A 25,408-nucleotide genomic window follows, 5' to 3' on the forward strand; every position below is an offset into this window, starting at 1 on the left:
CCTGGAATGGCAACAGTTGCGGAGTTTCGCCTCCCGATCGAGGCGTTCGTTCTCGGTCGCCTCTTCGAGCACTATCCCGACGCAGTCGTCGAGATCGAGCGGGTCGTTCCCACCGCGGACACCGTCCTCCCGTACGTCTGGCTGGACGGCGTCGACGGCGACGACGCGGCGGCGGCCCTCGACGGGACGCCGGGACTGCAGTCCGTCGAGGTCATCGACACGGTGAACGGCTCGTCGCTGCTCCGGTGCAACTACGCTTCGGAAGACGGCGGCGTGAGAGCGATCACCGCCGCCGACGTGACGCTGTTGAGCGCCGTCGGCGACGCCGACGGCTGGACCGTCCAGGTTCGAGGAGACTTACCGGCCGACGTCTCTGCGTTCCACCGGGCGTGTACCGACGCGGACCTCGACCCGGCGCTGGTCGAACTGCACGACCTCACGGAGACGGGCAGCGCACCGTCGCTGACCGAATCCCAGCGGGAAGCCCTCGTCCTCGCCGACGAGATGGGGTACTTCGACGACGACCGGCGGGTGACGCTCGACGACATCGCCGACGAACTCGGCATCTCCCGCCAGGCGCTGTCGAACCGACTGCGTCGCGGCCACCGAACGCTGATTCGACGCGACGTTCACTGACGACGCGCGCTGGTCACCTAAATAAGGGTTACATAGTCAATGCGATTTCCTATCCACGTTCAACGTGTGTAGGGTAGTACATGTCTGGCTCTGACGATCGTTGCGACGACGCTCCCGCCGCTGACCTCTTGGGCGCGTCCGAGACAGTCTTTAATTCTCTCAGTTATCACGACGAGACCAAGGCCACGGTCGGCGAGTTCGACGGCGATGCGGCGTCGGTATCACAGGCCGTCGTCGAACTCGTCGCGTACCAGAGCGACTGCGACGCCCTGGACCTCTCGCCGCTCCAGGACACGATCGACACCGAGGCCCTGGACGAACTGTTCGCCGACCGCGACGGAACTCCCTCGACGGTCACGATGACGTTTCTCTACGAGGGCGTCTCCGTCTCGCTCCGCGACGGCGCCGTCGAGACGGTCCCGCTCTGACCCGGCCCGAGCAGTCGGTCGGACCGGCTCGGTTCGGGACGCCACGGCACCTCACTCCACCGTCTCGGCCGGGTCGACGACCTCGCCGCTCATCGGATAGACGCCGACCTGGTCGCAGCGGCCGGCCAGCGGGCAGGCGTCGGGGTCGTCGAGACAGGCCGGTTTGCGCGCGGTGCAGTACTCGCGACCGAACTGGATCATCGCGGTGTGCCCGAAGCCGCACTTTTCGGGCGGCACGTCCCGCTCCAAATGCTCTCGAACGCCCTCGTGGTCGGCGTCGGCCGGAGCGAGCCCCATCCGCCGGGCGATGCGGTGGACGTGCGTGTCGACGGGAAAGACGCCCTCGCGGCCCCCGGCGAACAGGAGGACACAGTCGGCGGTCTTCGGGCCGACGCCGTTCATGTCGAGTAAGGTCTCCCTGACCTCGTCGGGATCGCGCTCCCTGACGAACTCGTCGAAGCCGCCCTCGCCGCCGTAGACCTCGCAGATCCGCTGGGCCAGCGCGACGATGCGCGCTGACTTCTGGTTGTAGAGCCCGGCCGAGGAGATGACCTCGGCGAGTTCCTCCTGGTCCGCGTCGGCGAGTGCGCGGGCGAGGTCCCCGTCCGACGACTCGCTCCCGTACCGGGCCACGAGGCTGTCGTGGGCCGGCTGACTCGCCTTGTCGGAGGTGTTCTGGCTGAGGATCGTGCGGACGAGGCACTCGAAGGCGTCCCGGCCGCCGTAGGTCTTCTGCCAGTACAGATCGCCGAGGCGGTCGACGACGGCCTCGGCACGCGTCCCCGCGGTCTCGGGATCGAACGCGGCCGCGCGGCCGCCGCCCGACGCGCCGCCGCTGATGTTCTCGTCCGGTTCCGGGTCGCTCATGTCCGAACCGAGGGGCGGGACGGCCAAAACGCCTGCCCCGAATCGCGTCCCGTCGGTTGGGTCCCCGGCAAATGCCGGCAGCGCGTTATTGCGACCGGGGGTCGTATCCCCCCGGCGATGGGAGAGGCCGACCTCGGACTCACGGAAGCGGTCTCGATCGCACTGGGCGGGATGATCGGCGGTGGCATCTACGCCGTGATGGGCGTCGTCGCGAAGGTCACGATGACGGCCACGTGGGCGGCGTTCGCCCTCGCCGGCGTCGTCGCGCTCTGTGCGGGCTACTCGTACAACGCGCTCAACGAACGCAGCGACGACCGCGGGGGAGCGGTGTCGTTCGTGCAGTGTTACCTCGGGAACTCCACGCTGGCCGGGATGGTCGGCTGGACGCTCCTCTTCGGCTATATCGGGTCGATGGCGATGTACGCCTTCGCGTTCGCGGAGTTCGCGATCACGCTCGGGCTCCCCGCCGGACTCGCCGGCCTCCCGACGCGGCCGGTGGTGTCCGTGCTCGCGGTCGCCGGCTTCGTCGGCCTGAATCTGCTGGGTGCGCGCTCGACGGGGATGGCGGAGAACGTCCTCGTCGCGCTGAAGGTCGCCATCCTCGTGGCCTTCGGGATCCTCGGGCTGGTCTACGCCACCGGCTACAGTTCCGCACCGCTCGAACTCGGGTTCGGGCGGCTCGCCGGCGTCAGCCCGCTCGTCGCGGCGGCCATCTCCTTCGTGGCGTTCCAGGGCTGGCAACTGCTGTTCTACGACCAGGACAGCATCGAGAACCCGACAGAGACGATCCGGAAGGCGGTGTACGTCTCGATCCCGGCTGCGGTCGTGGTGTACGTGCTGGTCGGCGTCGTCACCGTCAACCTCGTACCGGACGCGCTGACGAGTCACCCGCACGTCGCGCTGAAGGACGCCGCGTCGATGATGATGCAACCCTACGGGCTGGCGTCGGTCGGCGCGATACTGCTCTCCGTGTCGGCGCTGTTCTCGACCGGAAGCGCCATCAACGCGACGCTGTTCTCCGCGGCGCACTTCGCGAAGGGAATGTTGACCGACGACCTGTTGCCGGACGACCTGGGCGATAGCGACGCGGACGGCGTCCCCCAGCGCACGCTCCTGGTCATCGGCGTCATCACGGCCGCGTTCTCGGCGGTGGGGAGCTTGAGCGCGATCACCTCCTTCGCCTCGCTGTCGTTCATCGTCATCTTCGGCGCGATGAGCGTCCTCGCCTTCAGCCGGCGGGACGCGGACGGCGTCAATCCGATCCCGCCCGCGATCGGCGCGGTCGGCTCGGCCGCCTTCTTCCCGCTGATGCTGTACAACCTCTACAGCCGCGAACCGAACACGTTCTACATGGTGCTCGTCGTCGCCGCGGCCGTCGTCGCCGTCGAACTGCTCTACTTCGAGCGGTCGTATCTCGAACGGGAGGTCACGCGGGTCGAGAGCGCCGTCACCGACGCTGTCGGGTCGGACGACTGAGCGGACGCAGTTCGATGGCCCAGCGGCAAAAGCGTCGCCGCTGGGAACGACGAGTTCTGGGGCGAAAACGGAGGGCGTCTGTCGACGCCCGGGACAGACACGAGAGATACCTCGTGGCGCGCAGCGACGGGCCATGCCCACGGTATCCGTCGCTGAAGATGGTCGATCGTGACGATTAGGGGTCGCCTCGTTCGGTCTCACCTCCGTGCTGGGACAGACGCGCGCGGACGCCAGGCAGGGCGACACCCGACTCGCTGGGCCGACAGTGGTCGCGCCGCCGCGTGTCCTGTTCGTCCGGCATACACTAATTTAGGCAACCCTAAAACACAAAAAGGCATCGATTTTTCGGCCACCCAAAAAACAGCAGTCGCGCCCGGGCCGAGCGACCCTACTCTTCGACGACGACGGTCCCGACCATGCCGGCGGCCTCGTGCGGAATGCAGACGTAGGGGTGCTCGCCGGCCGTCTCGAACGTGTGGACGTAGCTCTGGCCCGACTGAACTGCGCCCTCGCCGTTCTCCCAGCCCTCGCGGGCCGCCGACTCGCTCTCGAAGCCGCCGGAGGCCCAGTACGTGGCGCCCTCGGGGAGGTCGGCCTCGACCGCAGTGACCGAGTGCGGCTCGCCGCCGACGTGCTTCCAGGCGACTTTGTCGCCGACGCTGACGGTAAGTTCCTCCGGCGCGTACGCGACGGCCTCCATGTCGACGATGTGGTTCGCGTCCTCGGGCACGCCCTCGACGACGTCCGGGCCGCCGGACAGCGACGTCTCGGTCTCCTCGCCGCCGTGGTCGCCGTGACCGCCGGAGTCACTCGGGGCGCTGTCGACAGCGCCGACGACGGCGAAGGCCCCGGTCCGGGCGGCGTTCGCGAACGCGGTCGCGCCGTCGGTCGACCCGCTCTCCAGTCCGGCGACGTAGTCGTTCAGTGCGGCTTCGAAGGACTCGTAGGCCTCGGCGTCGGCGTTTTCGAGCATGTCGTGGACCGTCGCGTTCTCGAAGGTGGCGAACACGTCGCTGACGATACTGGCGGCTCCGGGGCCGGTCCCGCCGCCGCTCGACCCGACGATGGCCCTCACCGATTCGACGGCCGCGCCGTAGAACGTCTTCGCGGCCGCGTACACGTCGCCGCCGTCGTTCGCGGCGGAGATGACGCCCCCGAGCGCCTCGTCCTCGAAGCGGTGGTAGAGGTCCTCGTCCGCCTCCTCCAGCGCCTCGTGGTAGCCGGCGGCCCCTGACTCGAAGAACGCCAGCGCCCCCTGGGCGGTCGACGCCGCGCGGTCGGCGTTCCCGAGCGCGTTCGTCGCCGCGGCGTCGAACGCGAGCCCGACCATGTACGTCGCGCCGGACCCGCTGGCGACGGCGGCGCTGTGGGCCGATTCGAACTCCAGCAGGGCCGCGAGGACGCCGTCGTGGTGGGTCCCGACCGCGTCGTCGTCACCGTTCTCGTAGGCCGTCTGGAGGCTCGCGAGGTGTTCCTCCTCGAAGCGGTGATAGAGGTCCTCGCTGGTCTCCTCCAGCGTCTCGTGGAAGTCGAGTTGATTCTCCTCGAACCGGGCGAACAGGTCGGAGACGAGCGTCGCCGCCCGCCCCGCCTGGCCCTGTCGGTACAGCTCGCGCGCGTCAGCGAACCGGGCCTTGAAGAAGCCCGACTGGAGGGCCGGCGCGTTCCCGCCGGCCAGTGCCTCGATGCCGGCGACGAGATTGGTGTCGACGGTCTCGGCTGCCGACGCGATCCCCTCGCTGTTCCCGTTCTCGACGGCCGTCGACAGGTCCGACAGCCCGCCCTCGAAGGCCTCGTAGGCCTCGCCGTCAGCCTCTTCGAGGGCGTCGTGAGCGGCCGCGCCCTCGAAGTGCGCGAACACGTCCTCGACCATCGTCGCCGCCGTGTCCGTCTCGCCGGCGCGGGCCAGCCACGCGGCGTCGTGGACGCGGGCCCGGTACGTGTTCAGCGTCGTCGCGTGGGCGTAGTCCGCTCCGACGCCGCCGCCCGACGCGAGCGCGGCCGCGTCCCAGCCGCGGGCCTGCATCGCGGAGAGGTGGCCGGCCCCGGCGACCGAGTCGGTCGGCGCGATGGCGTACGCGCCCTGCACGGCCGCGTCGAGCGCGGCGCGGGCCTGCTCGGTGACGCCGGCCGCGTCCTCGCTGCTCGCCGCCTCGCCGATACCCGCGAGCCCGCTCTCGAAGGCCTCGTAGGCCTCGCCGTCGGCCTCCTCCACGGCGCTGTAGACCGGGCCGTCCTCGAAGGCGACCGTCGTCTCCTCGGCCACCGTCGCGGCCCCCTCGAAGGAGCCGAGCCTGGCGGCGACGACGGCGTTGCTCGCGCGACTTCCGAGCAGGAGCAGGTCGAAGGCCCGCGTCGCCCTCTGGCCGGCGGCGGACTGCTGGGCCGTCTGGAGCTTCCCGGACGCCTCGCTCGCGGCGTCGGCCGCGGCCCCCACCTCGCCCTCGGAGAGCGACGACTGGAGTTCCCCGAGGGCCTCCTCGAACCCCTCGTAGGCGGACTCGGAGACCGATTCCAGCTGCTCGTGTGCGCCGTACTCGCCCGACGCGCCCTCGAAGCGGGCGAAGACGGACTGAGCGACGCTCGCCCCCGCGCTCGGCGCGCCCGCTCGCCCGAGCGCGACGGCGTCGAACAACCGCGCCCGGTAGGCGTTCCACTCGGCCGCGACGGCGGTCATCGGGCCGACCGAGACCTCGCTCTCGGTCTGCGTGCCTTCGGTCTCGGTTTGTGTCCGTGTCCCGGTCGCGTCACTGCCAGAGGTCTCGGTACTCGGGCCACCGGATTGCGTGCCCGGACAGCCGGCAAGCAGTCCGGTCGCGGTGATCCCCACGGTCTTCAGCAAGTCGCGTCTGCGTGGCATACACTCGATTAGGTGCACCTAAAACACTTAATTGCTCCGAACTTTCGGGCACCCTAAAAATTCGGGGAACCGGACTCTCGTCGGTGGATACCGCGAATATTCGCGGTTCAGAACGGAATCAGTTCAGCGGACGCTGGACCCTCGAAACCAACGGGTACCTGAGCTGACCGTTCGTGGTCGTCTCCGCCGTCCTGAACGCTGCACGGTCTCACAGCGACAGCGTCACGCCGTCCCCGGCCGCGACGCCGAAGGCCTCGTCGCCGCGGCCCCGGTTGACGGCGAGCTCGACGTTGCCGTGGCTGCCGACGGTGACGAGGCGCTGTCCGGAGTCGACGGCCGCGTACGCGCGCCGGACCGGCACGTCGTCACCGCCGACCGCGACCGTCTCGCCGAAGCGCTCGGCGAGCACGTCGCCGGGAACGTTCGTGATCGCGTTGCCGAAGCCGTCGACGACGAGGATCTCGCCGGTCGCCCCGTCGTCGTCGACCGACGGCTCGGGGAACCGCAGGTCGACGCAGTCCCCGGACGGCGCTGTCTCCGGTCGCTCCTCGACGCGCTCGACGCCGGAGTCGTGGACGGCGGCGGCCGCGGGCGCGAAGACGTCCCGGCCGTGGAACGTCGTGCTGGCGGTGTCGTCGTAGGCCCACGTGAACGCCTCGACGCCGCCCTCGTCACCGGCGGCCGCGGCCAGCTCGCGGGCGACCGGCAGGAGGACGCCGTTGTCGGGACCGACGAGCGCGTGCCCGCCCGCGCGGACGACCAGCGCGTCCCGGTCGGTCCCGACGCCTGGGTCGACGACGACGCAGTGGACCGCCGGCGGGAAGTACGGGAGCGTCTGCGTGAGCCAGAACGCGCTCGCGCGCACGTCCTGGCGCGGGAAGTCGTGGGCCACGTCCTCGATGCGGGCGTCGCTTCGCCCGCAGATGACGCCCTTCATCGCCGCGGGGTACGGCGACCCGAAGTCGGAACTGAGCGTGATCATCGCTCGTCGAAGCCGTCGAGTTTCTCCTCGACCGACTCGTCGGCCGCGGTGTAGCGGTCGAGCGAGTCGCTGGCCGAGACGTGCTGGAGGCGCTTGATGCCGTGGATCTCCTCGATGACCTCGACCACGGACGGCGGGACGCGGTCGCGCCAGGACTCGTCGTCGATCATGCGCTGGCGGATCTCGCTGCCCTCCAGGCGGTCCCGGTCGAACATCGGGGACTGACGGACCTCGATGCCGGCCTCCTCGAACAGGCGGACGACGAGCGGGTTGTTCGAGTAGGCCACGTCGAAGTCCGGGCACATGCTCTCGACGTGGCTCACCCAGACGGCGTTGCGGTTGATGTCTTCGAGGGGTACGACGTACGTCGTCAGATCGTACTCCGAGACGGCCTTCGTGATCATCATGATCCGCTCACCGGCGGTAAACGGGTCGTGAGTGGTGTGCGAGTCGTCGGCGCTTCCGATGCCGAGGACGAGCTCGTCCACCTCCTCGGCGATGCGTTCGACCATCGAGTGATGGCCGTTGTGATACGGCTGGAAGCGGCCGATGTAGAACCCACGCATACACGTGAGTGAGACGGGTGGTTTCAAAAAGGCGACGACGGGGAACGGCCGGCGCACTCGAACCGAGACACCCGGACGCAGTCTGGCGGTTTCGGGGGTGTGGTACGGACGAACGCGGGGAGAAAGTATATCAGTCGACAGTCCTTCGATACCGATGTTAGCAACGTTTGTATGAGCGACAACACCGACACCGACGCGGCTCCCGACCCCGACCGGGAGGCGAGTGACGCCGGGGAGGAGGCGTCCAGTGACGGGGCCGAACGAGACCCCGACGCCCCCGCTTCTGACCCCTCGGCCGACGAGCCATCCGGCGCGCCCGAGGACTCTCAGGCGGGCGACGGAGCAACGTCCGAAACGACACTCGGCAGCGACGTCCAGGTCGACGGCGAATCCGAACTGGAAGGCGACGAGGAGGCCTTGCTCGGCGGGCTCGAAATCGAGTCGACCGCCGACATCGAGGTCCCCGACCGTCTCGTCGACCAGGTCATCGGCCAGGACCACGCCCGTGACGTGATCAAGAAGGCGGCCAAACAGCGCCGCCACGTGATGATGATCGGCTCCCCCGGGACGGGGAAGTCGATGCTCGCGAAGGCGATGAGCCAGCTGCTCCCGCGGGAGGAACTACAGGACGTTCTCGTCTATCACAACCCCGACGACGGCAACGAGCCGAAAGTGCGCACGGTCCCCGGCGGGAAGGGAGAACAGATCGTCGAGGCCCACAAGGAGGAGGCCCGCAAGCGAAATCAGATGCGGACCTTCCTGATGTGGATCATCATCGCCATCGTCATCGGCTACGCGCTGATCCTCGTCCAGCAAGTCCTGCTGGGCATCCTCGCCGCCGGTGTCATCTACCTCGCGTTCCGCTACGGCTCGCGCGGCAGCGACGCGATGATCCCGAACCTGCTGGTCAACAACGCGAACCAGAAGACCGCGCCGTTCGAGGACGCGACCGGTGCCCACGCGGGTGCCCTGCTCGGCGACGTCCGCCACGACCCGTTCCAGTCCGGCGGGATGGAGACGCCGAGCCACGACCGCGTCGAACCCGGCGCGATCCACCAGGCCAACAAAGGCGTGCTGTTCGTCGACGAGATCAACACGCTCGACATCCGCAGCCAGCAGAAGCTGATGACGGCCATCCAGGAGGGCGAGTTCTCCATCACGGGCCAGTCCGAGCGCTCCTCGGGCGCGATGGTCCAGACCGAGCCCGTCCCCTGTGACTTCATCATGATCGCGGCGGGGAACCTCGACGCGATGGAGAACATGCACCCCGCGCTCCGCAGCCGAATCAAGGGCTACGGGTACGAGGTGTACATGGACGACACCATCGACGACGACCCCGAGATGCGCCGCAAGTACGCGCGCTTCGTCGCCCAGGAGGTCGAGAACGACGGTCGGCTCCCGCACTTCACCGAGGAGGCCGTCGAAGAGGTCATCCTCGAAGCCCGCCGCCGCGCGGGCCGCAAGGGCCACCTCAGCCTGAAGTTCCGCGACCTCGGCGGACTGGTCCGCGTCGCCGGCGACATCGCCCGCGCCGAGGACCGCGAGCGCACCGAACGCGCCGACGTGCTCCAGGCCAAGCGCCGCTCCCGGTCCATCGAGCAACAGCTCGCGGACAACTACATCGAGCGCCGCAAGGACTACGAGCTGACGGTCAACACCGGCGACGTGGTCGGCCGCGTCAACGGCCTCGCCGTCATGGGCGAGGACAGCGGCATCGTCCTCCCCGTCATGGCCGAGGTCACGCCCTCGCAGGGCCCCGGCCAGGTCATCGCGACCGGCCAGCTTCAGGAGATGGCCGAGGAGGCCGTCCAGAACGTCTCGGCCATCATCAAGAAGTTCTCCGACGAGGACATCTCCGAGAAGGACGTTCACATCCAGTTCGTCCAGGCCGGCGAGGGCGGCGTCGACGGCGACTCCGCCTCGATCACGGTCGCCACGGCCGTCATCTCCGCGCTGGAGAACGTCCCGGTCGAGCAGAACATCGCCATGACCGGCTCGCTGTCGGTCCGGGGCGACGTGCTCCCGGTCGGCGGCGTCACGCACAAGATCGAGGCGGCCGCGAAGGCCGGCCTCGACACGGTCATCATCCCCGAGGCGAACACGCAGGACGTGATGATCGAAGACGAGTACGAGGACATGGTCGAGATCATCCCGGTCTCGCACATCTCCGAGGTGCTGGAGGTCGCGCTCGCCGGCGAACCCGAGAAGGACTCGCTGGTCGACCGCCTGAAGTCCATCACGGGCAAGGCCCTCGAACACGAGGTCGGGCGACAGGGCAGCGGCAGTCCCAGCCCGCAGTAACGGATGCCCGAGTGGGCCGCCTTCGTCGGCCTGACGGGTCTTCTTCTGACCGCGCTGCTCGGTCTGGCACGGCTCTCACAGGGAGCGGTGCGGACCGACGGCGGCGGGATGCAGTCGGTCGCCGGCCGGTCCCGAGCGGACCGCGACCCGACGATTCCTCGATTCGAGACGCGGCAGGCGGCGGCCGAGCGCGAACGACTGACCGAGCGACTCGCGCCGGAGGACCTGTCGACGGGCGCGCTGCTGGCCAACGTCGCGTTCACGCAGGGCCTGTTCGGCGCGCTGCTGGTCGCGGGCGCGTTCTACTTCGAGATCCCAGCGAACGCGTTCGGCGTCGCCGCCGACCCGCTCTCGACCGGACTGCCGGCGCTGGCGATCGGTGTCGGCGCGGGCGTGGGCTTCTGGATCGGCAACGAGGCCGCCGCGGCGGTCGCCGACGGCTTCGGCGTCGCCTTCGACGAGTCGCTACGGGAACTACTGGCACCGGACTCGGCCGGCGGCTGGGTCGTCTTGCTCGGCGTCGTCCTCCCCGTCATCGCCGTCGTCGAGGAACTGCTCTTCCGGGCGGCGGCCGTCGGCGTCCCCGTCGCGGGGCTGGGCGCGCCGGCGTGGGCGATGGCCGTCGTCGCCTCCGTCGCGTTCGCGCTCGGCCACGGCGCACAGGGGAAGGCCGGCATCGTCGTCACCGGTGGGCTTGGCCTCGCGCTCGCGGGGCTGTTCGTCCTCACGAACAGCCTGCTCGCGGTCGTCGTCGCTCACTACCTCGTGAACGCGCTCGAACTGATCGTCCACGAGGGGCTGGGCGTCGACCGGCTCTGGGCCTGAATGGCCCCTTGGCTGACAGGTGATAGCAATACTGAAAGCTGTCGGCGACGACATGCGAGCAGTGACCGCATCCGACCCTCTTCCGGACGAGGCGACGGCTATCGTCGCCAGCGCGCCGGTGGGAATCACCGTCTTCGACACCGAGCCGGTGCTTGTTTCGGTCAACGACCGGTTTCTGTCGCTGACGGGACACGATCGGACGGCCGTGCTGGGTCGTGGGTACCGGACGTTCCTGGGCCCCGAGACGTCGGCCGACGCCGTCGATCGACTCGACCGGGCGGTCGCCGAGCGCGTCCCCGAAACCGTCGAACTGCAGGTCCAGCGGTGCGACGGGTCGACCTTCTGGGACCGGCTCCGGCTCACGCCGCTCGCCGACGACGACGGGACGGTGACCGGATTCAGTATGTTCCACGAGGACGTCACCGCCCTGCGGACACAGCGGCAATCGCTGGAAGCGCTCAATCGGTTCGCCAGCCGGGTCCAGAGCGAGGAGAGCGTCGACGCGATCTGTGACCGCACCGTCGAGGCCGCCGCCGACATCCTCGACTTCGATATGTGTACCGTGATGCTCCGCGACGGCGAGTGGCTCGTGCCGCGCGCCACGTCGAAGGACGCGCCGCCCGGCGGGAGCAGGCGGATGCGTCTCGACCAGGGGCTCGCCGGCCTGACCTATCGGACCGGGGAGTCGCAGGTGGCGACCGACATCGACCGCGACGAGAACGCCGACCCGGCGAAGCCGACGTACAAATCGGGACTCAGCGTGCCGGTCGGCGACCTGGGCGTGTTCCAGGCGGTGATGTCCGAGGTGGACGGCTTCGAGACGCAGGACGTCGAACTGGCCGAACTGCTGGCCAGACACACCGCCACCGCCATCGAGCGCATCGAGCGCGAGCAACACCTCCGCCGGCAGAACGAGCGTCTCGACGAGTTCGCCGACGTGGTGAGCCACGACCTCCGGAACCCGATCTCGGTGCTCGAAGGGTCGCTCGAACTCGCCCAGCGAACGGGCGAGGAGGAGCACTTCGAGCGCTCGAAACGGGCCGTCGACCGGATGACCGAACTCGTCGACAGCCTCCTGACGCTCGCACGCCGCGGTGACGACGCCGGCGATCTACGCCCGGTCGCGCTGGCCGACGTGGCCGAGTCCGCCTGGGCGCACGTCGAGACCGGCGACGCCGCCCTCTCCGTCGAGACGGATCTCGTCGTCGAGGCCAACGAGGCGCGGCTCACGCAACTGTTCGAGAATCTCTTTCGAAATGCTGTCGAACACGGTTCGACAAACCTTCCTTCGGAAGCTCAGGAAGATGCCGTGGAGCACGGCTCCACGTGCAGTCAGAACGCGGCCGACGGCGAGGGCGGGCCGCTCCACGTCCGGGTCGCCGCCCTCGGTGTCGGAACCGGCTTCGCCATCAGCGACGACGGCGTCGGTATCCCCCCGGAAGACAGGGAGGCCGTGCTTCGGACGGGCTATTCAACCGCCGCCGACGGCACCGGACAGGGACTCGCCATCAGCAAGCGCATCGCCGAGGGACACGGGTGGACGTTCACGGTCGGCGCGAGCCGCGAAGGGGGCGCGCGCTTCGAGGTCTCCGGGGTCGAGGCACTCGATGCCCCGTAGTCACAGCCCTTCGACGGCGCGGAGCTTCTGCTCGACGGGCGGCGGCGCGGCGCTCGGCCCGTCGCGCACGCGGTGGTCGGGAATCAGAAGCGGCACGGGGTTTGCGGCTAGCGCCTCGCGGACCGCCGTCAGGTCTTCCTGGTCCTCGTCGTCGAGGTCCGGCGTCATCCGCGCGAGCTGTGCGACCGAGGCGTCCTCGCCGTAGGGGATCTCGCGGACGGCCTCCAGCACGCGCCGCTGGGCGGTCGGGACGGTCAGCCCGACGGTCACGTCGGCGAAGTCGTCCTCGGCTCCCTGCAGGTACTCCTCGATGCGGTCCAGCAGCGGGTGGTCGGTTCCAGCGTCCGCCTCCGGCGTCGAGGGAAACGACAGCGAGATGACTCGGTCGCCGGCCTCGCCGAACTGCACGAACTGATCGAGGTACGACGATTCCCGGGCGTAGATCCCGGCGTCGCCGGTCGGTGTCTCCATATCCCCGTCCTCGGGCGGTCGCCCCTTGAACATTCGGCCGCGCCGTCGCCCGCCGGGACAGCAAGCCTTATGTACACTTCTGTACGTTAGTGTTCAGTAATGGACGACAGTGAGGAGATAGCGCCAGCAGTTCGGTCGATTCTCGACGCGGCGCGCGAGCGCGGCGGCGGAGGCGACCGGGTATCGGTGAGTCCGCGCTCGCTGCCGGCGGCGTTCGAGGCGGCCGCGGCCGACGGCCGGACCCCGCTCGTCGCGGAGGTCAAGCCGACGAGCCCGACGGCCGACGGCGAACGGACCGACGACCCGGTGGAACTGGCGGAAGCGATGGTCGAGGGCGGCGCGGCGGCGCTGTCCGTGCTGACCGAACCGGAACACTTCGGCGGGTCGGCGGAGACGCTCGAAGCGGTGCGGGACGCCGTCGACGTGCCGGTGTTGCGCAAGGACTTCGTCCTCCACGAGGGACAGCTCGACGTGGTCGAGGCGGACGTGATCCTGCTCATCGTCCGCTTTCTCGAAGCCGAGGGGACCGACGACCTCGAAGACCTGCTCGCGGCCGCGCGGGACAGGGGTTTCCAGGTCCTCGTGGAGACCCATACCGCGGCCGAGGTCGAGACGGCGCTTTCGGCGGGCGCGGAGATCATCGGCGTCAACAACCGGGACCTCGCCGAACTCGACGTCGACCTCGGGACCTTCGAGACGGTCGCGCCCGAGGTGCCCGAGAGCGTCACCCTCATTGCGGAAAGCGGCATACAGACACCAGACGACGTCGCGCGCATGCGTGAGGCCGGCGCGGACGCCCTGCTGGTCGGCTCGGCCATCATGGACCACGGCGCGGAGACGGACGTGACAGCGAACACGCGGCGGCTGACGAACGCAGAGACGGACACGACGACACCAGACACATGAGCACTGACGACGCACACGACCCCAAGTTCGGCGAGTACGGCGGACAGTACGTACCCGAGGCACTGATGCCGGCCATGGAGGAACTGGAGGACGCCTACGAGCGGTACGTGCTCGAGAACGAGGACGGCTTCATGGACGAGTTCCGCGAGCGGTTGGCGGACTTCGGCGGCCGGCCGACCCCGCTGCAGTACGCGGAGCAACTGTCGGAGCGCTACGACACCGACGTGTACCTCAAGCGCGAGGACCTGCTCCACGGCGGCGCGCACAAGCTCAACAACGCGCTCGGCCAGGTGCTGCTGGCGAAGTACATGGGCAAGGAGCGCATCATCGCCGAGACCGGCGCGGGCCAGCACGGCACCGCGACGGCGATGGCGGCGGCCCACCTCGACATGCCCTGCGAGATCTACATGGGCGAGACCGACATCGCGCGCCAGCGCCCCAACGTCTTCCGGATGCGCATCAACGGAGCCGAGGTGAACCCGGTGACCGTCGGTCGCGGCACGCTGAAGGAGGCCATCACCGAGACGTTCCGCGACTGGGCGACGACCGTCGAGCGGACCCACTACGTCGTCGGGAGCGTCGTCGGCCCGCACCCGTTCCCGAAGCTGGTCCGGGACTTCCAGGCCGTCATCTCCGAGGAGGCCCGCGAACAGGCCATCGAACAGACCGGCGGCCTCCCCGACGCCGTCGTCGCCTGCGCCGGCGGCGGCTCGAACACGATGGGCGCGTTCGCGGAGTTCGTCGCAGACGAGTCCGTCGAACTGCACGCCGTCGAGGCCGGCGGCTCCTCGCTGGAGGTCGACGAGGAGGAGGGCGTCGCGCCGAACTCCGCGACGCTCTCGACCGGCGACGAGGGGGTCCTTCACGGCGCGCGCACGAAGCTCTTGCAGGACTCCGACGGACAGATCATGGAGTCACACTCCGTCTCGGCCGGGCTGGACTACGCCGGCGTGGGCCCCGAACTCGCCCACCTCGTCGACGAGGGCCGTGTGACGCCCGCGAACGTTGACGACGACGCGGCGCTCGAAGCCTTCCACCGCCTCTCGCAGGACGAGGGCGTCATCCCCGCCCTGGAGACGGCGCACGCGTTCGCGTATCTCGAAGAACGCCGCGACGACCTCGGGGACACCGTCGTCGTCAACGTCTCCGGCCGCGGCGACAAGGACTTAGAGACGGTCATCGAGGAGACGAGCGAACGCGACCTCGACATCGCGCCGGATCTCTCGGTCTTCGAGCGCGTGGGAGGTGGGCTCTGATGGGCCTCGAACGCGCCTTCGCCGACGAACCGGCGTTCGTCCCGTACCTCGCCGCCGGCGATCCGACCTACGAGGCCTCGCTTTCGTACGTCGAGGCGCTGGCCCGCGGCGGCGCTGACGCCATCGAACTCGGTCTGCCGTTCTCCGAGCCGATGGCGGAGGGCCGGACCATCCAGAACGCCATCGTCCGCTCGCTCGACGCCGGCATGACCGTCGAGCGCTACTTCGAGTTCGTCGCGGACCTCGACGTGGACGTGCCGGTGGTGTGTATGACCTACTACAATCTCATCTACCAGTACGGGGGCAGCGAGGCGCAGAGCGCCTCGGACGCGAGCGGTGCAACCGCGAGCAAGGGCCCACGCCCGTTCGTCGAGAAAGCTGCCGAGGTCGGCATCGAGGGGTTCGTCGTCCCGGACCTGCCGGCGGAGGAAGCCGGTCCGCTCCGCGCCGCCTGCGACGAGTTCGGCCTCGACCTGGTGTTCATCGTCGCGCCGACGACGACGGGCGAACGGCTCGACCGGATGCGCGAGCAGGTGTCGGGCTACGTCTACGTACAGGCGCGCCTGGGCGTCACCGGCGCGCGCGAGGACGTGGACGACGCCACCGAAGAATCGCTCGCCCGCCTCGCCGACTGGGACGTGCCGAAGGCCGTCGGCTTCGGCATCAAGACGGGCGACCACGCGGCGCGCATCGTCGGGGCCGGCGCGGACGGGATCATCGTCGGCTCGGCCCTCATCGACATCGTCGCCGAGGGCCACGATAACGGCGACCCCGCCGAGGCGGTCGCGGACCGCCTCGAAGCGAAGGCCCGCGAACTCAAAGAGGGGGCGCTGCGCGGCGAGTCAGAACGGCCGCAACCGGAACGCACATAATCGTACTTGCCACACAGTCTCATAACATGACCGCAGGAAAGCGCGCACGACTCGAACGCATCGGGACAGACGACACGTACGTCATCGTCCCGATGGACCACGGTATCACAATGGGGGCCGTAACGGGGCTCAAAGACATCGAATCGACGATCGACGCGGTCACGAGCGGCGGCGCGGACGCCGTCCTCACCCAGCGGGGCATCGCCGGCCGTGTCCACCCGAACAAGAACGACGCGGGCTACATCGTCCACCTCAACGGCTCGACGACCATCGGGCCCGACGAGCAGGACAAGCGGGTGACCGGAACGGTCGAGGACGCCATCCGCGCCGGGGCCGACGCCGTCTCCTTTCACATCAACGTCGGTAGCCAGCACGAACCCGGCCAGATCGAGGACCTCTCGAAGCTGACCACCGAGGCCAGTCAGTACGGCCTCCCGGTGCTGGCGATGGCCTACGCCCGCGGCCCGGACATCGATCCCGAGAACGACGATTACAATCAGTCGGTCGGCCACGCCGTCCGACTCGCGGAGGAACTCGGCGCGGACATCGTCAAGACGGGCTACACCGGTTCCGCCGACACCTTCCAGCACGTCGTCGAGTCCACGTCGCTACCCGTCGTCATCGCCGGCGGCGCGAAGGGAAGCGACGAGGAGACCGTCCGGATGGTGCGGGGCACGATGGACGCCGGGGCCGCCGGCGTCTCGATGGGGCGCTCCATCTTCCAGCACGACGACCCCGAGAAGATCGCTCGCGCCGTCTCCGCCGTCGTCCACGACGACGCCACGACCGAGGCGGCGCTGCGAGAAGCCGAACTGCCCGTCGAGGCCTAGAGGCCGAACAGCGAGCGGACCTTCGTCCCGAGACCGTCTGACGACCCATCGTTTTCCGACCCCCGTTCCTCGTCAGCGGCGGCCGCGTCGGTCGCCGACGCCGAGTCGGTCTCGTCGCCGGACCGTCGGGGCGTCGCGTCGGACCGCGACCCACCGTCGTCCTCGGCCGCCGTCTCCCCCTCGTCCGTATCGGTCGCGCCGTCGCGGTCGTCGCGGCCGGCGTCAGTCGCGGTCCCGTGCTGGCCGGCCGTCGCGACGGCGCGGTCGGCGTCGGTCACTGCGTCGGGGCCGTCGTCCCCCGCGGTTCCCGTCGCCCCCCGAGACGGCTCCGCGTCCTCCTTCGAGTCCTCGACCGTACCCGGTTCGGACTCGCCGGCGACATCGCCGGGCGCGCCGTCGGTCGGCTCCGTGGGGGCGTCTTCGGTCGGCTGTTCCGGGGCGGCGTCCGCGCTCCCTGGCGGCGACGGCCCCAGCAGGTCGCTGTCGTCGTCGAACTCGCTGGACTGGACGCGCCCGCCGTCGGTCGCGCTGTCGGCGGCCGCCTCGCCGTGACGGATCGGCCCCGCCCCGCTCGGTTCGGATCCGCTGCCGGCGTCGTCCGCTTCCTCGTGGACCGTCGCGTCGCCGCTCGACGCTTTCTCCGTCTCGACGAGCTGGCGGGCGATCTTCCGGTAGGCGACGGCCGCGCCGCTCTTCGGCGCGTCCAGCACGACGGGAGCGCCGCCGTCCTGGGCGTGCGGGACCGCGTCGTCCTCGGGGACGTGGCCGAGCAGTTCGACGCCGAGGAAGTCGGCAATCTGGTCGGCGCCGGGCGAGGCCCCGGTCCCCGACTTCGTCAGCACGAGTCCTCTGACCGGCGCGTCGACTCGGTCGGCGAGTTCCTGCGTGTTCCCGACGTTTCGGATCGACGAGACCCGCGGCGTGGAGACGAGCAACACGTCGTCGGCGAGCTGCAGCGGCCGAATCGTCTCCTCGCTCAGCCCCGCCGGCGTGTCGAGGAGGACCACGTCGTGGTGCCAGCGCAGGTCCTCGACGATGTCGGGCAGTCGGTCGAGGTCCGTCGCCGCGTAGCCGTCGAGAGTCGTCCCGCTCGGAACGACAGACAGTCCGACCTCGGTCTCGTACATCGCGTCCGCGATCGGCGCGTCGCCGGCGAGCACGTCGTGAAACGTCGTCGCCTCGTCCGTGTCCAGGTCCATGTCGAGGAAGTCGACGACGTTCGCCATCGCCAGATCCATCTCGACGACGACCGTCGAGTAGCCCGCCTCGGCCAGCATCGTCCCGAGATTGATGCTCGTCGTGGTCTTCCCGACGCCCCCTTTCGCCCCCGCGACCGTGTATACGTGGTTAGTAACCATATCTATCTGGACCTTATCAGTCAAGTTGCCTGTTAGTAATATTCGATGATAAGTCTACTGACTAACATTTGGTTTCTTATGAATGTCCTGCCTAAACTAACGACAACTCGGGTAGAATTTGTTCTTCGAACGAAACCGCCTCTATTTCTGCCGACTTTCCACCGTGGGCTGAACGGTCGCGGTACCCCGTCACGCGCGCCCGTCGTCGGGGCCGGAAACGAGCCACCGACGCCGGGTCCGCCACGTTCAAGCCCCACCGTCGCACACGTGGGGGTATGACACGAAGCGTGTGGCTCAAAGCCGACGGCGAGGTCGGCGACTGGGAGACACGAAAGCGACGAATCACCGCCGGCATCGAGGCCGGCGTCGACTGGGTCCTCGTCGACGAGGCCGACGTGGAGCGCGTCTCCGAACTCGGCGCGATCAACATCGCCGCGTTCACCAACGGCGACGTCCACGTCATGGAGGCCGAGGCCGAGGAGTCAAACGCCGACGCGACCATCGTCGGGAAGGACGGCGAGGGCGACGGCACGGTCGATCTACCCTCCGATTTCTCCGGTTCTGCGGACCTCTCCACGCTCCGGCAGAACGGCGCGGCCCCCGACGGCGGCTACGTCCGCATCTTCGACGAGGACTACGAGGCCTTCGCCGAGGCGGTCGCTGCCGAGGCCGACTTCACCATCGTCATCGGCGAGGACTGGCAGATCATCCCGCTGGAGAACCTCATCGCCCGCGTCGGCGACGAGACGGACCTCATCACCGGCGTCAAGACCGCCGAGGACGCCCGCACGGCGTACGAGACGCTGGAGCACGGTGCCGACGGCGTCCTGCTCGACACGGACGACCTCGACGAGATCAGGCGGACCGTGGAGGTCCGCGACGAGATGGGCCGCGAGTCCCTCGACCTGCAGTACGCCGAGGTGACCGCGATCGAACAGACCGGGTCGGCCGACCGCGTCTGCATCGACACGGGCAACCTCATGGAGCACGACGAGGGGATGCTCGTCGGGTCGATGGCCCGCGGCCTGTTCTTCGTCCACGCCGAGACGGCCGAGTCGCCCTACGTCGCCTCCCGGCCGTTCCGGGTCAACGCCGGCGCGGTCCACGCCTACGTCCGCACCCCCGACGGCGGGACGAAGTACCTCTCGGAACTCCAGTCAGGTGACGAGGTCCAGATCGTCGACGCGAACGGGCGCACTCGCGAGGCCATCGTCGGCCGGGCGAAGATCGAGAAGCGCCCGATGTTTCGGGTGCAGGCCGAGACCGAGGACGGCGACCGCATCGAGACGCTGCTGCAGAACGCGGAGACCATCAAGGTCCACACCCGCGACGGGCGCACGGCCGTCACCGACCTCGAACCCGGCGACGAGATCCTCGTCTACCACGAGGACACGGCGACGCACTTCGGCGAGAAGATCGAAGAGAGCATCATCGAGAAGTAGGTCCGGCGAGCGCCGGTCGACCGCGACCGCTACTGGCCGTCCGCTTCGACCGGTTCGAGCCGGGTCGTACACCAGTGACAGAAGTCGATGTCCTGGTCCAGTTCTCGGCCGCAGTTGGGGCACTTCCTGCCCGATTCGACCTCCTGAGACCGGTTCTCTCTGATCGCCACCCAGTAGGCGTCGGCGACGTTGAGCGTCGAGACCACGACCGAGGCGATGGTCGCCTCCTGGGGCCGCGCTCGATACGCCGCCAGGACGGCCTCCGTGCTGAACTCGTCGACCATCTGGACGGTCCCGGTGACGACGAGGAGTGTGGACACCGCGAGCGTGAGCCCGAGCCAGAGCAGTCCCCGCCCCCACTTGCGGAGATAGAAGTGTCCGAGCCCGGGGAAGATGAACGCAAGCACGACAGCCAGCAGCGGCCGCTTGCGCCCTGAATCAGTCATACTCGCCGGGTCCGGTTCGCACGCCCCTATATCTTCCGACCCGCCGATTCCGGCCGACGACGCCGCTCCGGGAGCCTCTCAGATTCCGCTCAGTAGCGCACTCGGCGACCGAGGCGCTCACTCGACCGCCTCGTGGACGACGCGGAAGCCGTCGTCGGTCGCCTCGACCGATTCGACGGCGTAGAAACGGACGCGCCGCTCCTGTTTCGTGTTCACGGCGAAGTCGTAGTACTCGGCCTCGTAGCCCGGTTCCTTGCCGTCGGCGCGCCGGCGTTCGACCCACTCGCGGTGGGCGTCGAGGCGCTCGCGGGCCAGCGAGCGGGAGCGTTCGGAAGCGTCGCCGACCCGGCGGTCCAGCGCGGCAAGCAGGTCCGGGTCGCGGTCGACCCCGACGGAGTTCCGGCCGGCGACCATCGCCGCGAGCGTCGTCGTCCCGGTGCCGAGAAACGGGTCGAGCACGGTGTCGCCGTACACCGAGAACATCGAGACGAGACGGTAGGGGACCGTCAGGGGGAACGCGCCGGAGCGGTCCCGGAGGCCGTCGTCGATCGCCTGTGTCTCCCCTGGCAGTTCCCAGAGGTCCGAGAACCACTCGTTGCGCTCCTCCCAGAAGTAGGCGCTCTCGTAGCGTCGGTCCGCTCCCGGTTCGAGGCGGCGGCGCTCGCCGTTGCGGAAGACGAGAACGTGCTCGTGTTCGAGCGTCGGATAGGCGTTGGGCGGGACCATGCCCGACCCCATGAACTTCGCGCCGCTGTTGGTCGGCTTCCGCCAGAGGATGTCCGGCAGCGCGCGCAGTCCGTGGCCGGTCAGCCGGTTCGTGATCTCCGCGTGGTTGGGGTACGAGCGGAAGCCGTCCTCGAGCGAGCGCGTCGCGTCGCCGACGTTGATACAGGCGATCCCGCCGGGGGCGAGCACGCGCGCCAGTTCGTCCCAGGCCGAATCGAGCACGTCGTGCATCAGCGCGAACGCGCGGTCGCCGTCGCCGTCGTCCAGCGCGTCCCCGATTGCGGGATCGAGGCTGGCGAAGATGTCGTCCCACATCTCGATCATCGGGTACGGGGGCGACGTGACGACGAGCTCGACGCTGTCGTCCGGGAGCGGCAGGTCGCGGGCGTCACCGGTGTGGACCCGGTGTGTCGTCTCCATACCGGTCCCAGCGGAGGGACCGACTCTAGTCTTGCGGTTACCGCTCGCCGAGCTCGCGCTGCACCTCGTTGATCTTCGCCGTCTGCTGCTCGTTCGCGGCGGCGATCTGCTCGATCTCGTCGGCAACCCGCTCGGCGCTGTCGGCCGTCTCGTCGATCATGCTGGCGACTTCTTCGGTCGAGGCGGCCTGCTCGTCGGTCGCGGAGGCGACCTCCTCGGCGCTGCGGGCGGCCTCCTTGACCGCGTCGTCGATGTCGCGCAGGATCTCGACGGCCCGGCGCACCTGGTCGATCCCCTCCTCGACCTCGTCGTTCGCGTGGTCGATGCTGGAGACGGTGTCCTCGGTGTCCGCCTTGATGTTGGCGACGAGCTGTTCGATCTCCGTCGCGTTCTGCTGGGACTCCTCGGCGAGACTCTTGACCTCGTTTGCCACGACGGCGAACCCGCTCCCGGCCTCGCCGGCGCGTGCGGCCTCGATGGAGGCGTTCAGCGCCAGCATGTTCGTCTGGTCGGCGATGTCGTTGATGACCTCGACGATGTCGTCGATCTCGTCGATGCGGTCGCGGAGTTGCTCCACGTCCTCGGCCACGTCGGTGTTGGCCTCGTCGACGGACTCCATCGCGTCGATAGCGTCGTCTGCCACCTCACGGCCCTCGTCGGCGAGGTCTCGGGCCCTGTCGCTGACCTGCCGGACCTGGCTCGCGCTGGAGGCGACCTCCTCGACGGTCGCCGAGAGATTCGAGACCTCGCTCGCGACCTCGCGCATCGTGTCGGACTGGTCGTGTGCGAGCTCGCTGATCTCCTGTGAGCTCTGTGAGACGTCCTCGGACGTGTGCAGCAGTTCGTCGATCGCCGTTCCGATGTCGGAAACGGATACGTCAGTCTCGCCAGTCAGTTGCTGACTGGTCTCGTCCGGATTTACCGTCATTTACCGGAGAAAACGCCGCCACCGCAGTAAACGTACCTCCGCAGTTATCACCCCTGATTCTACGTGCGGGGCGCTCTCACGCGACGGGGAGGTCCTGCTCCGCTTCCAACAGCTCGTGGTAGCGGTTTCGGATGGTGACCTCGGAGATGTCGGCGACCTCGGAGACGGCGGCCTGCGTGGTCTTCTCGTTGGTCAGGAGTGCGGCGGCGTAGACGGCGGCGGCGGCGAGGCCGACCGGCGACTTCCCGGAGTGGACGCCCTGCTCCTTGGCGTTCTGGAGGAGCTGGCGGGCGCGGTGCTCGGCCTCGTCGGAGAGTTCGAGCGAAGAGGCAAAGCGCGGCACGTAGCTCTCGGGGTCAGCGGGCCGGACTTCGAGGCCGAGCTCGCGGACGACGTAGCGGTAGGTCCGCGCGATCTCGCTCTTCTCGACGCGGGAGACTTCCGTGATCTCGTCGAGCGAGCGCGGGACGCCCGCCTGCCGCGCGGCGGCGTAGACAGAGGCCGTCGAGACGCCCTCGATGGAACGACCGGGCAGGAGGTCCTCGTCGAGCGCGCGGCGGTAGATGACGCTGGCGGTCTCGCGGACGTTCTCCGGGAGACCCAGGGCGCTCGCCATGCGGTCGATCTCGCCCAGCGCCTGCTTGAGGTTGCGCTCCTTGGAGTCGCGGGTACGGAAGCGCTCGTTCCACTTGCGCAGGCGCTGCATCTTCTGGCGCTGCTTGCCCGACAGGGAGTTGCCGTAGGCGTCCTTGTCTCGCCAGTCGATGTTGGTCGAGAGGCCCTTGTCGTGCATCATGTTCGTCGTCGGCGCGCCGACGCGGGACTTCTCGTCTTTCTCGCTGGAGTCGAACGCGCGCCACTCGGGGCCGCGGTCGATCTCGTCGGACTCGACGACGAGGCCGCAGTCCTCACAGACCGTCTCGCCGTGCTCGTCGTCGATGACGAGCGAGCCGCTGCATTCCGGACACGCCGTGGCCGTCGATTCGGTCGATTCGGTCGACTCCGTCTGTTCCTCACGTTGCTGTCGCGTCAGTGTGTGTTCACTCATTGGTTGCGAAGGCGGGGGCTCACCGGGTAGGATACGTCGTAAAACCCGGAGGCAGTCGGTAATACTGTGTTCCAACGAAAGTTATTAAATGGTTTCGGTATCCGGTCAGATATCCACCGCACACGTCACGAGACGTACGTTTGGGGCACTCACCCATGCCGATTAAAGTAACAATGATGAGGGTTACCCGGTCGCTGTCGTTCACGCGGATCGCAGTCCGTCAGTTCGGCAGTGACTATCCGAAATCGACGGTCTCGGTGATAGCCACTGCAGCGGTCCGTCTCAGTCGTTGGTCTCCGGTTCGACGGCCTCGGCCGTTCGGGACTCCTCGACCGCCGTCGTCAGCGAGACGTTGAGCCAGGCCATCGAGCCCAGGCCCCCGGCGATGGTGACGCCGTTCTTGACCGCGTGGTCGACGATGGAGACGCCGAGCGCTGCGGCGACGCCGACCGGTGTCAGCGACGCGACGATGACGGTGAACGCGCCCTCGTAGAGGCCGATGCCGCCGGGCGTCAGCGGCAGCACCTTCGCGAGGTTCCCGACGCTGACGGCGAAGAAGCCGACGGCGACCAGCGAGGGCGTCAGCCCGTAGCCGAAGGCCTCGAAGACGATCAGCGCCGTGACCACGTCGAGCGTCCAGATGAGCAGGCTGCCCGCGCCGACGCGGGCGAAGGCCGGGCCGTCCGCGGCGACGGTCTGGACGTCGCCGACGAACCGCTCGACGACGCCCGCGACGTAGTCGGCGTAGGAGTCCTCACTCAGGCGGCCGACGACCGTCCGGACGAAGTTCCGGTCCGTGCGGGCGCTCCCGACGATGACGGCGACCGCCGCGATTGCCGCGAGGCCGACCCCGCCGGCCACCGCGACGGCCGTCCGTCCGCTGCTCGCCGCGTCGCCGCCGACCGACCCGCCCGAGAGCGCCGACAGCAGTTCGCCGGCCGACCCCGTCGCGGCCAGACCCATCATGACGACGCCGGCGAGCAGCGTGATGGTCAGCAGGTCGAAGACGCGCTCGACGGCCAGCGACGCGAAGCCGCTGGGGTAAGGGATCGAGCGGCGGGCCTTCACGACGTAGGCCCGGACAGCGTCGCCCGCCCTCGCGGGGAACACGAGGTTCCCGGTCTGGCTGATGAATACAGCGCCGGTGAGGAACTGCCAGCGCTCGCGATACCCCATCGAGACGAGGATGTCCCGGTAGCGCAAGCCACGGAGCGGCCAGGAGGCGGCGTAGACGAGCGCCGAGAGCGCCACGACCTCGGGGGCCGCGCCGGCCATCTCCGCCAGCACCCGCTCGGGGTTCAGGTACTGCGTCATCAGGAGGAGGGCGAGCACGACGAGCATCGTGCCCGCGCCCAGCGACACCTCGCGCGTGATGCGCGGGCTGACCGACAGCTCCCAGAACGTCCGGAGGATCTGGCTGCCCATGCCGAAGACGTCGCGGACGATGTCGACCTTCGAGTCGCCCTTGGGCGTCCAGTCGACCGGGAACTCCTTGACCCGGTAGCCGTCGCGCTGGGCCTTGACGAGCAGTTCCGTGTCCCAGAACCAGTGCTCGTCCTGCACGCGGGGCAGCAGCGTCTCCAGCGCCGTCCGGTCGAACGCCTTGAAGCCGCACTGGTGGTCTCGCAGGTCGGACCGCAGCACCGTCCGGACGAGCGCGTTGTAGCCGAAGCTCGGGACGCCGCGCTTGGCCGGCCGGTCGGCGCGGTTCTCGGGGAGCCATCGGGATCCAGTCGCCACGTCGTAGCCCTCGACCCGGATCGCGTCCACGAGCTCCTGAAGGTGGTCCATGTCCGTCGCGAGGTCCGTGTCGAAGTACACCAGCGTCTCGCCGACGGCCCGCTCGAACGCGTACTCGAGCGCGCCGCCGCGACCGAGGCGCTGGTCGCTGTGGACGTGGCGGACGCGATCGTCCTCGCGCGCGAGCCGCGTCGCGATCTCCGGCGTCCGGTCGGAGCACCCGTCCTCAGCGACGATGACCTCGTACGTGCCCTCGGGGAGGAAGGCGTCGAGCGTCGCGAGCGTCGTCGAGACCGTTTGCTCGATGGTGTCCGCCTCGTTGTAGGCGGGGAGGACGACGCTCACCTCGACGCCGGAACTCATTGCCCTATGGTTGCGAGAGCGACACAAAAGTACCTTCTGTTCG

At 68.9% G+C, this 25,408-nt stretch carries 22 protein-coding genes; 11 read left to right on the forward strand and 11 right to left on the reverse strand.

What is annotated here, in order from left to right:
- Positions 1–6: 6 nt before the first annotated feature.
- Positions 7–636 (forward strand): helix-turn-helix domain-containing protein, encoded by a 630-nt coding sequence (locus GM656_RS05375; RefSeq protein WP_162412645.1) that lies wholly within the window; start codon positions 7–9, stop codon positions 634–636.
- A gap of 80 nt (positions 637–716) precedes the next feature.
- Complete coding sequence (locus tag GM656_RS05380; RefSeq protein ID WP_162412646.1) at positions 717–1,064, forward strand: HalOD1 output domain-containing protein; 348 nt, start codon at positions 717–719, stop codon at positions 1,062–1,064.
- A 51-nt stretch (positions 1,065–1,115) separates the two neighbouring features.
- Here GM656_RS05380 and GM656_RS05385 read toward each other — a convergent pair whose 3' ends face one another.
- Entirely contained in the window at positions 1,116–1,931 is an 816-nt protein-coding gene (locus GM656_RS05385) for an endonuclease III domain-containing protein (RefSeq protein ID WP_162412647.1), read from the reverse strand.
- 117 nt (positions 1,932–2,048) lie between these two features.
- Between GM656_RS05385 and GM656_RS05390 the strand changes: the two genes are divergently transcribed.
- Positions 2,049–3,407, forward strand: a complete 1,359-nt coding sequence (locus GM656_RS05390) for an APC family permease (protein ID WP_162412648.1) — start codon at positions 2,049–2,051, stop codon at positions 3,405–3,407.
- A gap of 388 nt (positions 3,408–3,795) precedes the next feature.
- Here the strand turns inward: GM656_RS05390 and GM656_RS05395 are convergent, their stop codons facing one another.
- The 3 genes from GM656_RS05395 to GM656_RS05405 form a co-directional block, all read right to left on the reverse strand.
- The gene (locus tag GM656_RS05395) at positions 3,796–6,267 is read right to left on the reverse strand and encodes a DUF5059 domain-containing protein (protein ID WP_162412649.1); all 2,472 of its coding nucleotides are present in this window, start codon (positions 6,265–6,267) and stop codon (positions 3,796–3,798) included.
- Between the two features lie 208 nt (positions 6,268–6,475).
- Positions 6,476–7,249 (reverse strand): SAM hydrolase/SAM-dependent halogenase family protein, encoded by a 774-nt coding sequence (locus tag GM656_RS05400; protein WP_162412650.1) that lies wholly within the window; start codon positions 7,247–7,249, stop codon positions 6,476–6,478.
- Entirely contained in the window at positions 7,246–7,815 is a 570-nt protein-coding gene (locus GM656_RS05405) for a nicotinamide-nucleotide adenylyltransferase (protein ID WP_162412651.1), read from the reverse strand. The genes GM656_RS05400 and GM656_RS05405 overlap by 4 nt, the downstream gene beginning before the upstream one ends.
- A gap of 171 nt (positions 7,816–7,986) precedes the next feature.
- Between GM656_RS05405 and lonB the strand changes: the two genes are divergently transcribed.
- From lonB to GM656_RS05420, 3 genes are all read left to right on the forward strand, one after another.
- Positions 7,987–10,116, forward strand: a complete 2,130-nt coding sequence (lonB, locus tag GM656_RS05410; protein ID WP_162412652.1) for an ATP-dependent protease LonB — start codon at positions 7,987–7,989, stop codon at positions 10,114–10,116.
- 3 nt (positions 10,117–10,119) lie between these two features.
- Positions 10,120–10,941: a CPBP family intramembrane glutamic endopeptidase gene (locus GM656_RS05415; protein WP_162412653.1), complete on the forward strand. Its 822-nt coding sequence runs from the start codon at positions 10,120–10,122 to the stop codon at positions 10,939–10,941.
- A 61-nt stretch (positions 10,942–11,002) separates the two neighbouring features.
- Positions 11,003–12,559 carry a receiver/sensor box histidine kinase gene (locus tag GM656_RS05420; protein ID WP_162412654.1) on the forward strand — a complete coding sequence of 519 codons (1,557 nt, stop codon included), beginning with the start codon at positions 11,003–11,005 and terminating at the stop codon, positions 12,557–12,559.
- On the opposite strand, the gene GM656_RS05425 is transcribed toward GM656_RS05420, so the two are convergent.
- The gene (locus GM656_RS05425; protein ID WP_174242938.1) at positions 12,560–13,063 is read right to left on the reverse strand and encodes a methylated-DNA--[protein]-cysteine S-methyltransferase; all 504 of its coding nucleotides are present in this window, start codon (positions 13,061–13,063) and stop codon (positions 12,560–12,562) included.
- Positions 13,064–13,129: 66 nt separating this feature from the next.
- Here GM656_RS05425 and trpC point away from each other — a divergent pair, with 66 nt between their 5' ends.
- The 4 genes from trpC to GM656_RS05445 are packed head-to-tail and all read left to right on the forward strand — an operon-like array spanning position 13,130 to position 16,894.
- On the forward strand, positions 13,130–13,936 hold the full coding sequence (trpC, locus tag GM656_RS05430) for an indole-3-glycerol phosphate synthase (RefSeq protein WP_162412656.1): 807 nt from the start codon (positions 13,130–13,132) through the stop codon (positions 13,934–13,936).
- Positions 13,933–15,192 carry a tryptophan synthase subunit beta gene (gene trpB / locus GM656_RS05435; RefSeq protein WP_162412657.1) on the forward strand — a complete coding sequence of 420 codons (1,260 nt, stop codon included), beginning with the start codon at positions 13,933–13,935 and terminating at the stop codon, positions 15,190–15,192. The genes trpC and trpB overlap by 4 nt, the downstream gene beginning before the upstream one ends.
- Positions 15,192–16,064, forward strand: a complete 873-nt coding sequence (gene trpA, locus GM656_RS05440) for a tryptophan synthase subunit alpha (protein ID WP_162412658.1) — start codon at positions 15,192–15,194, stop codon at positions 16,062–16,064. Before trpB ends, trpA begins: the two co-directional genes overlap by 1 nt.
- 26 nt (positions 16,065–16,090) lie before the next feature.
- Positions 16,091–16,894 carry a 2-amino-3,7-dideoxy-D-threo-hept-6-ulosonate synthase gene (locus tag GM656_RS05445; protein WP_162412659.1) on the forward strand — a complete coding sequence of 268 codons (804 nt, stop codon included), beginning with the start codon at positions 16,091–16,093 and terminating at the stop codon, positions 16,892–16,894.
- Here the strand turns inward: GM656_RS05445 and GM656_RS05450 are convergent.
- Complete coding sequence (locus GM656_RS05450; RefSeq protein WP_162412660.1) at positions 16,891–18,252, reverse strand: P-loop NTPase; 1,362 nt, start codon at positions 18,250–18,252, stop codon at positions 16,891–16,893. The genes GM656_RS05445 and GM656_RS05450 overlap by 4 nt on opposite strands.
- 275 nt (positions 18,253–18,527) lie before the next feature.
- Between GM656_RS05450 and GM656_RS05455 the strand changes: the two genes are divergently transcribed.
- Entirely contained in the window at positions 18,528–19,694 is a 1,167-nt protein-coding gene (locus GM656_RS05455; RefSeq protein WP_162412661.1) for a 3-dehydroquinate synthase II, read from the forward strand.
- Between the two features lie 29 nt (positions 19,695–19,723).
- Here the strand turns inward: GM656_RS05455 and GM656_RS05460 are convergent, their stop codons facing one another.
- From GM656_RS05460 to GM656_RS05480, 5 genes are all read right to left on the reverse strand, one after another.
- Entirely contained in the window at positions 19,724–20,140 is a 417-nt protein-coding gene (locus GM656_RS05460) for a DUF6677 family protein (protein WP_162412662.1), read from the reverse strand.
- Between the two features lie 117 nt (positions 20,141–20,257).
- Positions 20,258–21,286, reverse strand: coding sequence for a DNA-methyltransferase (locus GM656_RS05465; protein WP_162412663.1), 1,029 nt, complete (start codon positions 21,284–21,286; stop codon positions 20,258–20,260).
- A gap of 37 nt (positions 21,287–21,323) precedes the next feature.
- The gene (locus GM656_RS05470) at positions 21,324–22,214 is read right to left on the reverse strand and encodes a methyl-accepting chemotaxis protein (RefSeq protein ID WP_162412664.1); all 891 of its coding nucleotides are present in this window, start codon (positions 22,212–22,214) and stop codon (positions 21,324–21,326) included.
- Positions 22,215–22,290: 76 nt separating this feature from the next.
- Entirely contained in the window at positions 22,291–23,262 is a 972-nt protein-coding gene (locus GM656_RS05475; protein WP_162412665.1) for a transcription initiation factor IIB, read from the reverse strand.
- A 282-nt stretch (positions 23,263–23,544) separates the two neighbouring features.
- Positions 23,545–25,365 carry a flippase-like domain-containing protein gene (locus GM656_RS05480; RefSeq protein WP_162412666.1) on the reverse strand — a complete coding sequence of 607 codons (1,821 nt, stop codon included), beginning with the start codon at positions 25,363–25,365 and terminating at the stop codon, positions 23,545–23,547.
- Between the last annotated feature and the right edge of the window lie 43 nt (positions 25,366–25,408).

The sequence above is a fragment of the Haloarcula salina genome (genome assembly GCF_010119195.1).
GTDB classification, from domain to species: Archaea; Halobacteriota; Halobacteria; order Halobacteriales; family Haloarculaceae; genus Haloarcula; species Haloarcula salina.

Coding starts and splice junctions, on each gene's coding strand:
- GM656_RS05480 (WP_162412666.1), bottom strand. CDS start 25,365: ATGAGTTCCGGCGTCGAGGTGAGCGTCGTCCTCCCCGCCTACAACGAG.
- GM656_RS05400 (WP_162412650.1), bottom strand. CDS start 7,249: ATGATCACGCTCAGTTCCGACTTCGGGTCGCCGTACCCCGCGGCGATG.
- GM656_RS05415 (WP_162412653.1), top strand. CDS start 10,120: ATGCCCGAGTGGGCCGCCTTCGTCGGCCTGACGGGTCTTCTTCTGACC.
- lonB (WP_162412652.1), top strand. CDS start 7,987: ATGAGCGACAACACCGACACCGACGCGGCTCCCGACCCCGACCGGGAG.
- trpC (WP_162412656.1), top strand. CDS start 13,130: ATGGACGACAGTGAGGAGATAGCGCCAGCAGTTCGGTCGATTCTCGAC.
- GM656_RS05450 (WP_162412660.1), bottom strand. CDS start 18,252: ATGGTTACTAACCACGTATACACGGTCGCGGGGGCGAAAGGGGGCGTC.
- GM656_RS05425 (WP_174242938.1), bottom strand. CDS start 13,063: ATGTTCAAGGGGCGACCGCCCGAGGACGGGGATATGGAGACACCGACC.
- GM656_RS05375 (WP_162412645.1), top strand. CDS start 7: ATGGCAACAGTTGCGGAGTTTCGCCTCCCGATCGAGGCGTTCGTTCTC.
- GM656_RS05470 (WP_162412664.1), bottom strand. CDS start 22,214: ATGACGGTAAATCCGGACGAGACCAGTCAGCAACTGACTGGCGAGACT.
- GM656_RS05465 (WP_162412663.1), bottom strand. CDS start 21,286: ATGGAGACGACACACCGGGTCCACACCGGTGACGCCCGCGACCTGCCG.
- GM656_RS05390 (WP_162412648.1), top strand. CDS start 2,049: ATGGGAGAGGCCGACCTCGGACTCACGGAAGCGGTCTCGATCGCACTG.
- GM656_RS05460 (WP_162412662.1), bottom strand. CDS start 20,140: ATGACTGATTCAGGGCGCAAGCGGCCGCTGCTGGCTGTCGTGCTTGCG.
- GM656_RS05455 (WP_162412661.1), top strand. CDS start 18,528: ATGACACGAAGCGTGTGGCTCAAAGCCGACGGCGAGGTCGGCGACTGG.
- GM656_RS05475 (WP_162412665.1), bottom strand. CDS start 23,262: ATGAGTGAACACACACTGACGCGACAGCAACGTGAGGAACAGACGGAG.
- GM656_RS05445 (WP_162412659.1), top strand. CDS start 16,091: ATGACCGCAGGAAAGCGCGCACGACTCGAACGCATCGGGACAGACGAC.
- GM656_RS05380 (WP_162412646.1), top strand. CDS start 717: ATGTCTGGCTCTGACGATCGTTGCGACGACGCTCCCGCCGCTGACCTC.
- GM656_RS05395 (WP_162412649.1), bottom strand. CDS start 6,267: ATGCCACGCAGACGCGACTTGCTGAAGACCGTGGGGATCACCGCGACC.
- GM656_RS05405 (WP_162412651.1), bottom strand. CDS start 7,815: ATGCGTGGGTTCTACATCGGCCGCTTCCAGCCGTATCACAACGGCCAT.
- trpA (WP_162412658.1), top strand. CDS start 15,192: ATGGGCCTCGAACGCGCCTTCGCCGACGAACCGGCGTTCGTCCCGTAC.
- GM656_RS05385 (WP_162412647.1), bottom strand. CDS start 1,931: ATGAGCGACCCGGAACCGGACGAGAACATCAGCGGCGGCGCGTCGGGC.
- trpB (WP_162412657.1), top strand. CDS start 13,933: ATGAGCACTGACGACGCACACGACCCCAAGTTCGGCGAGTACGGCGGA.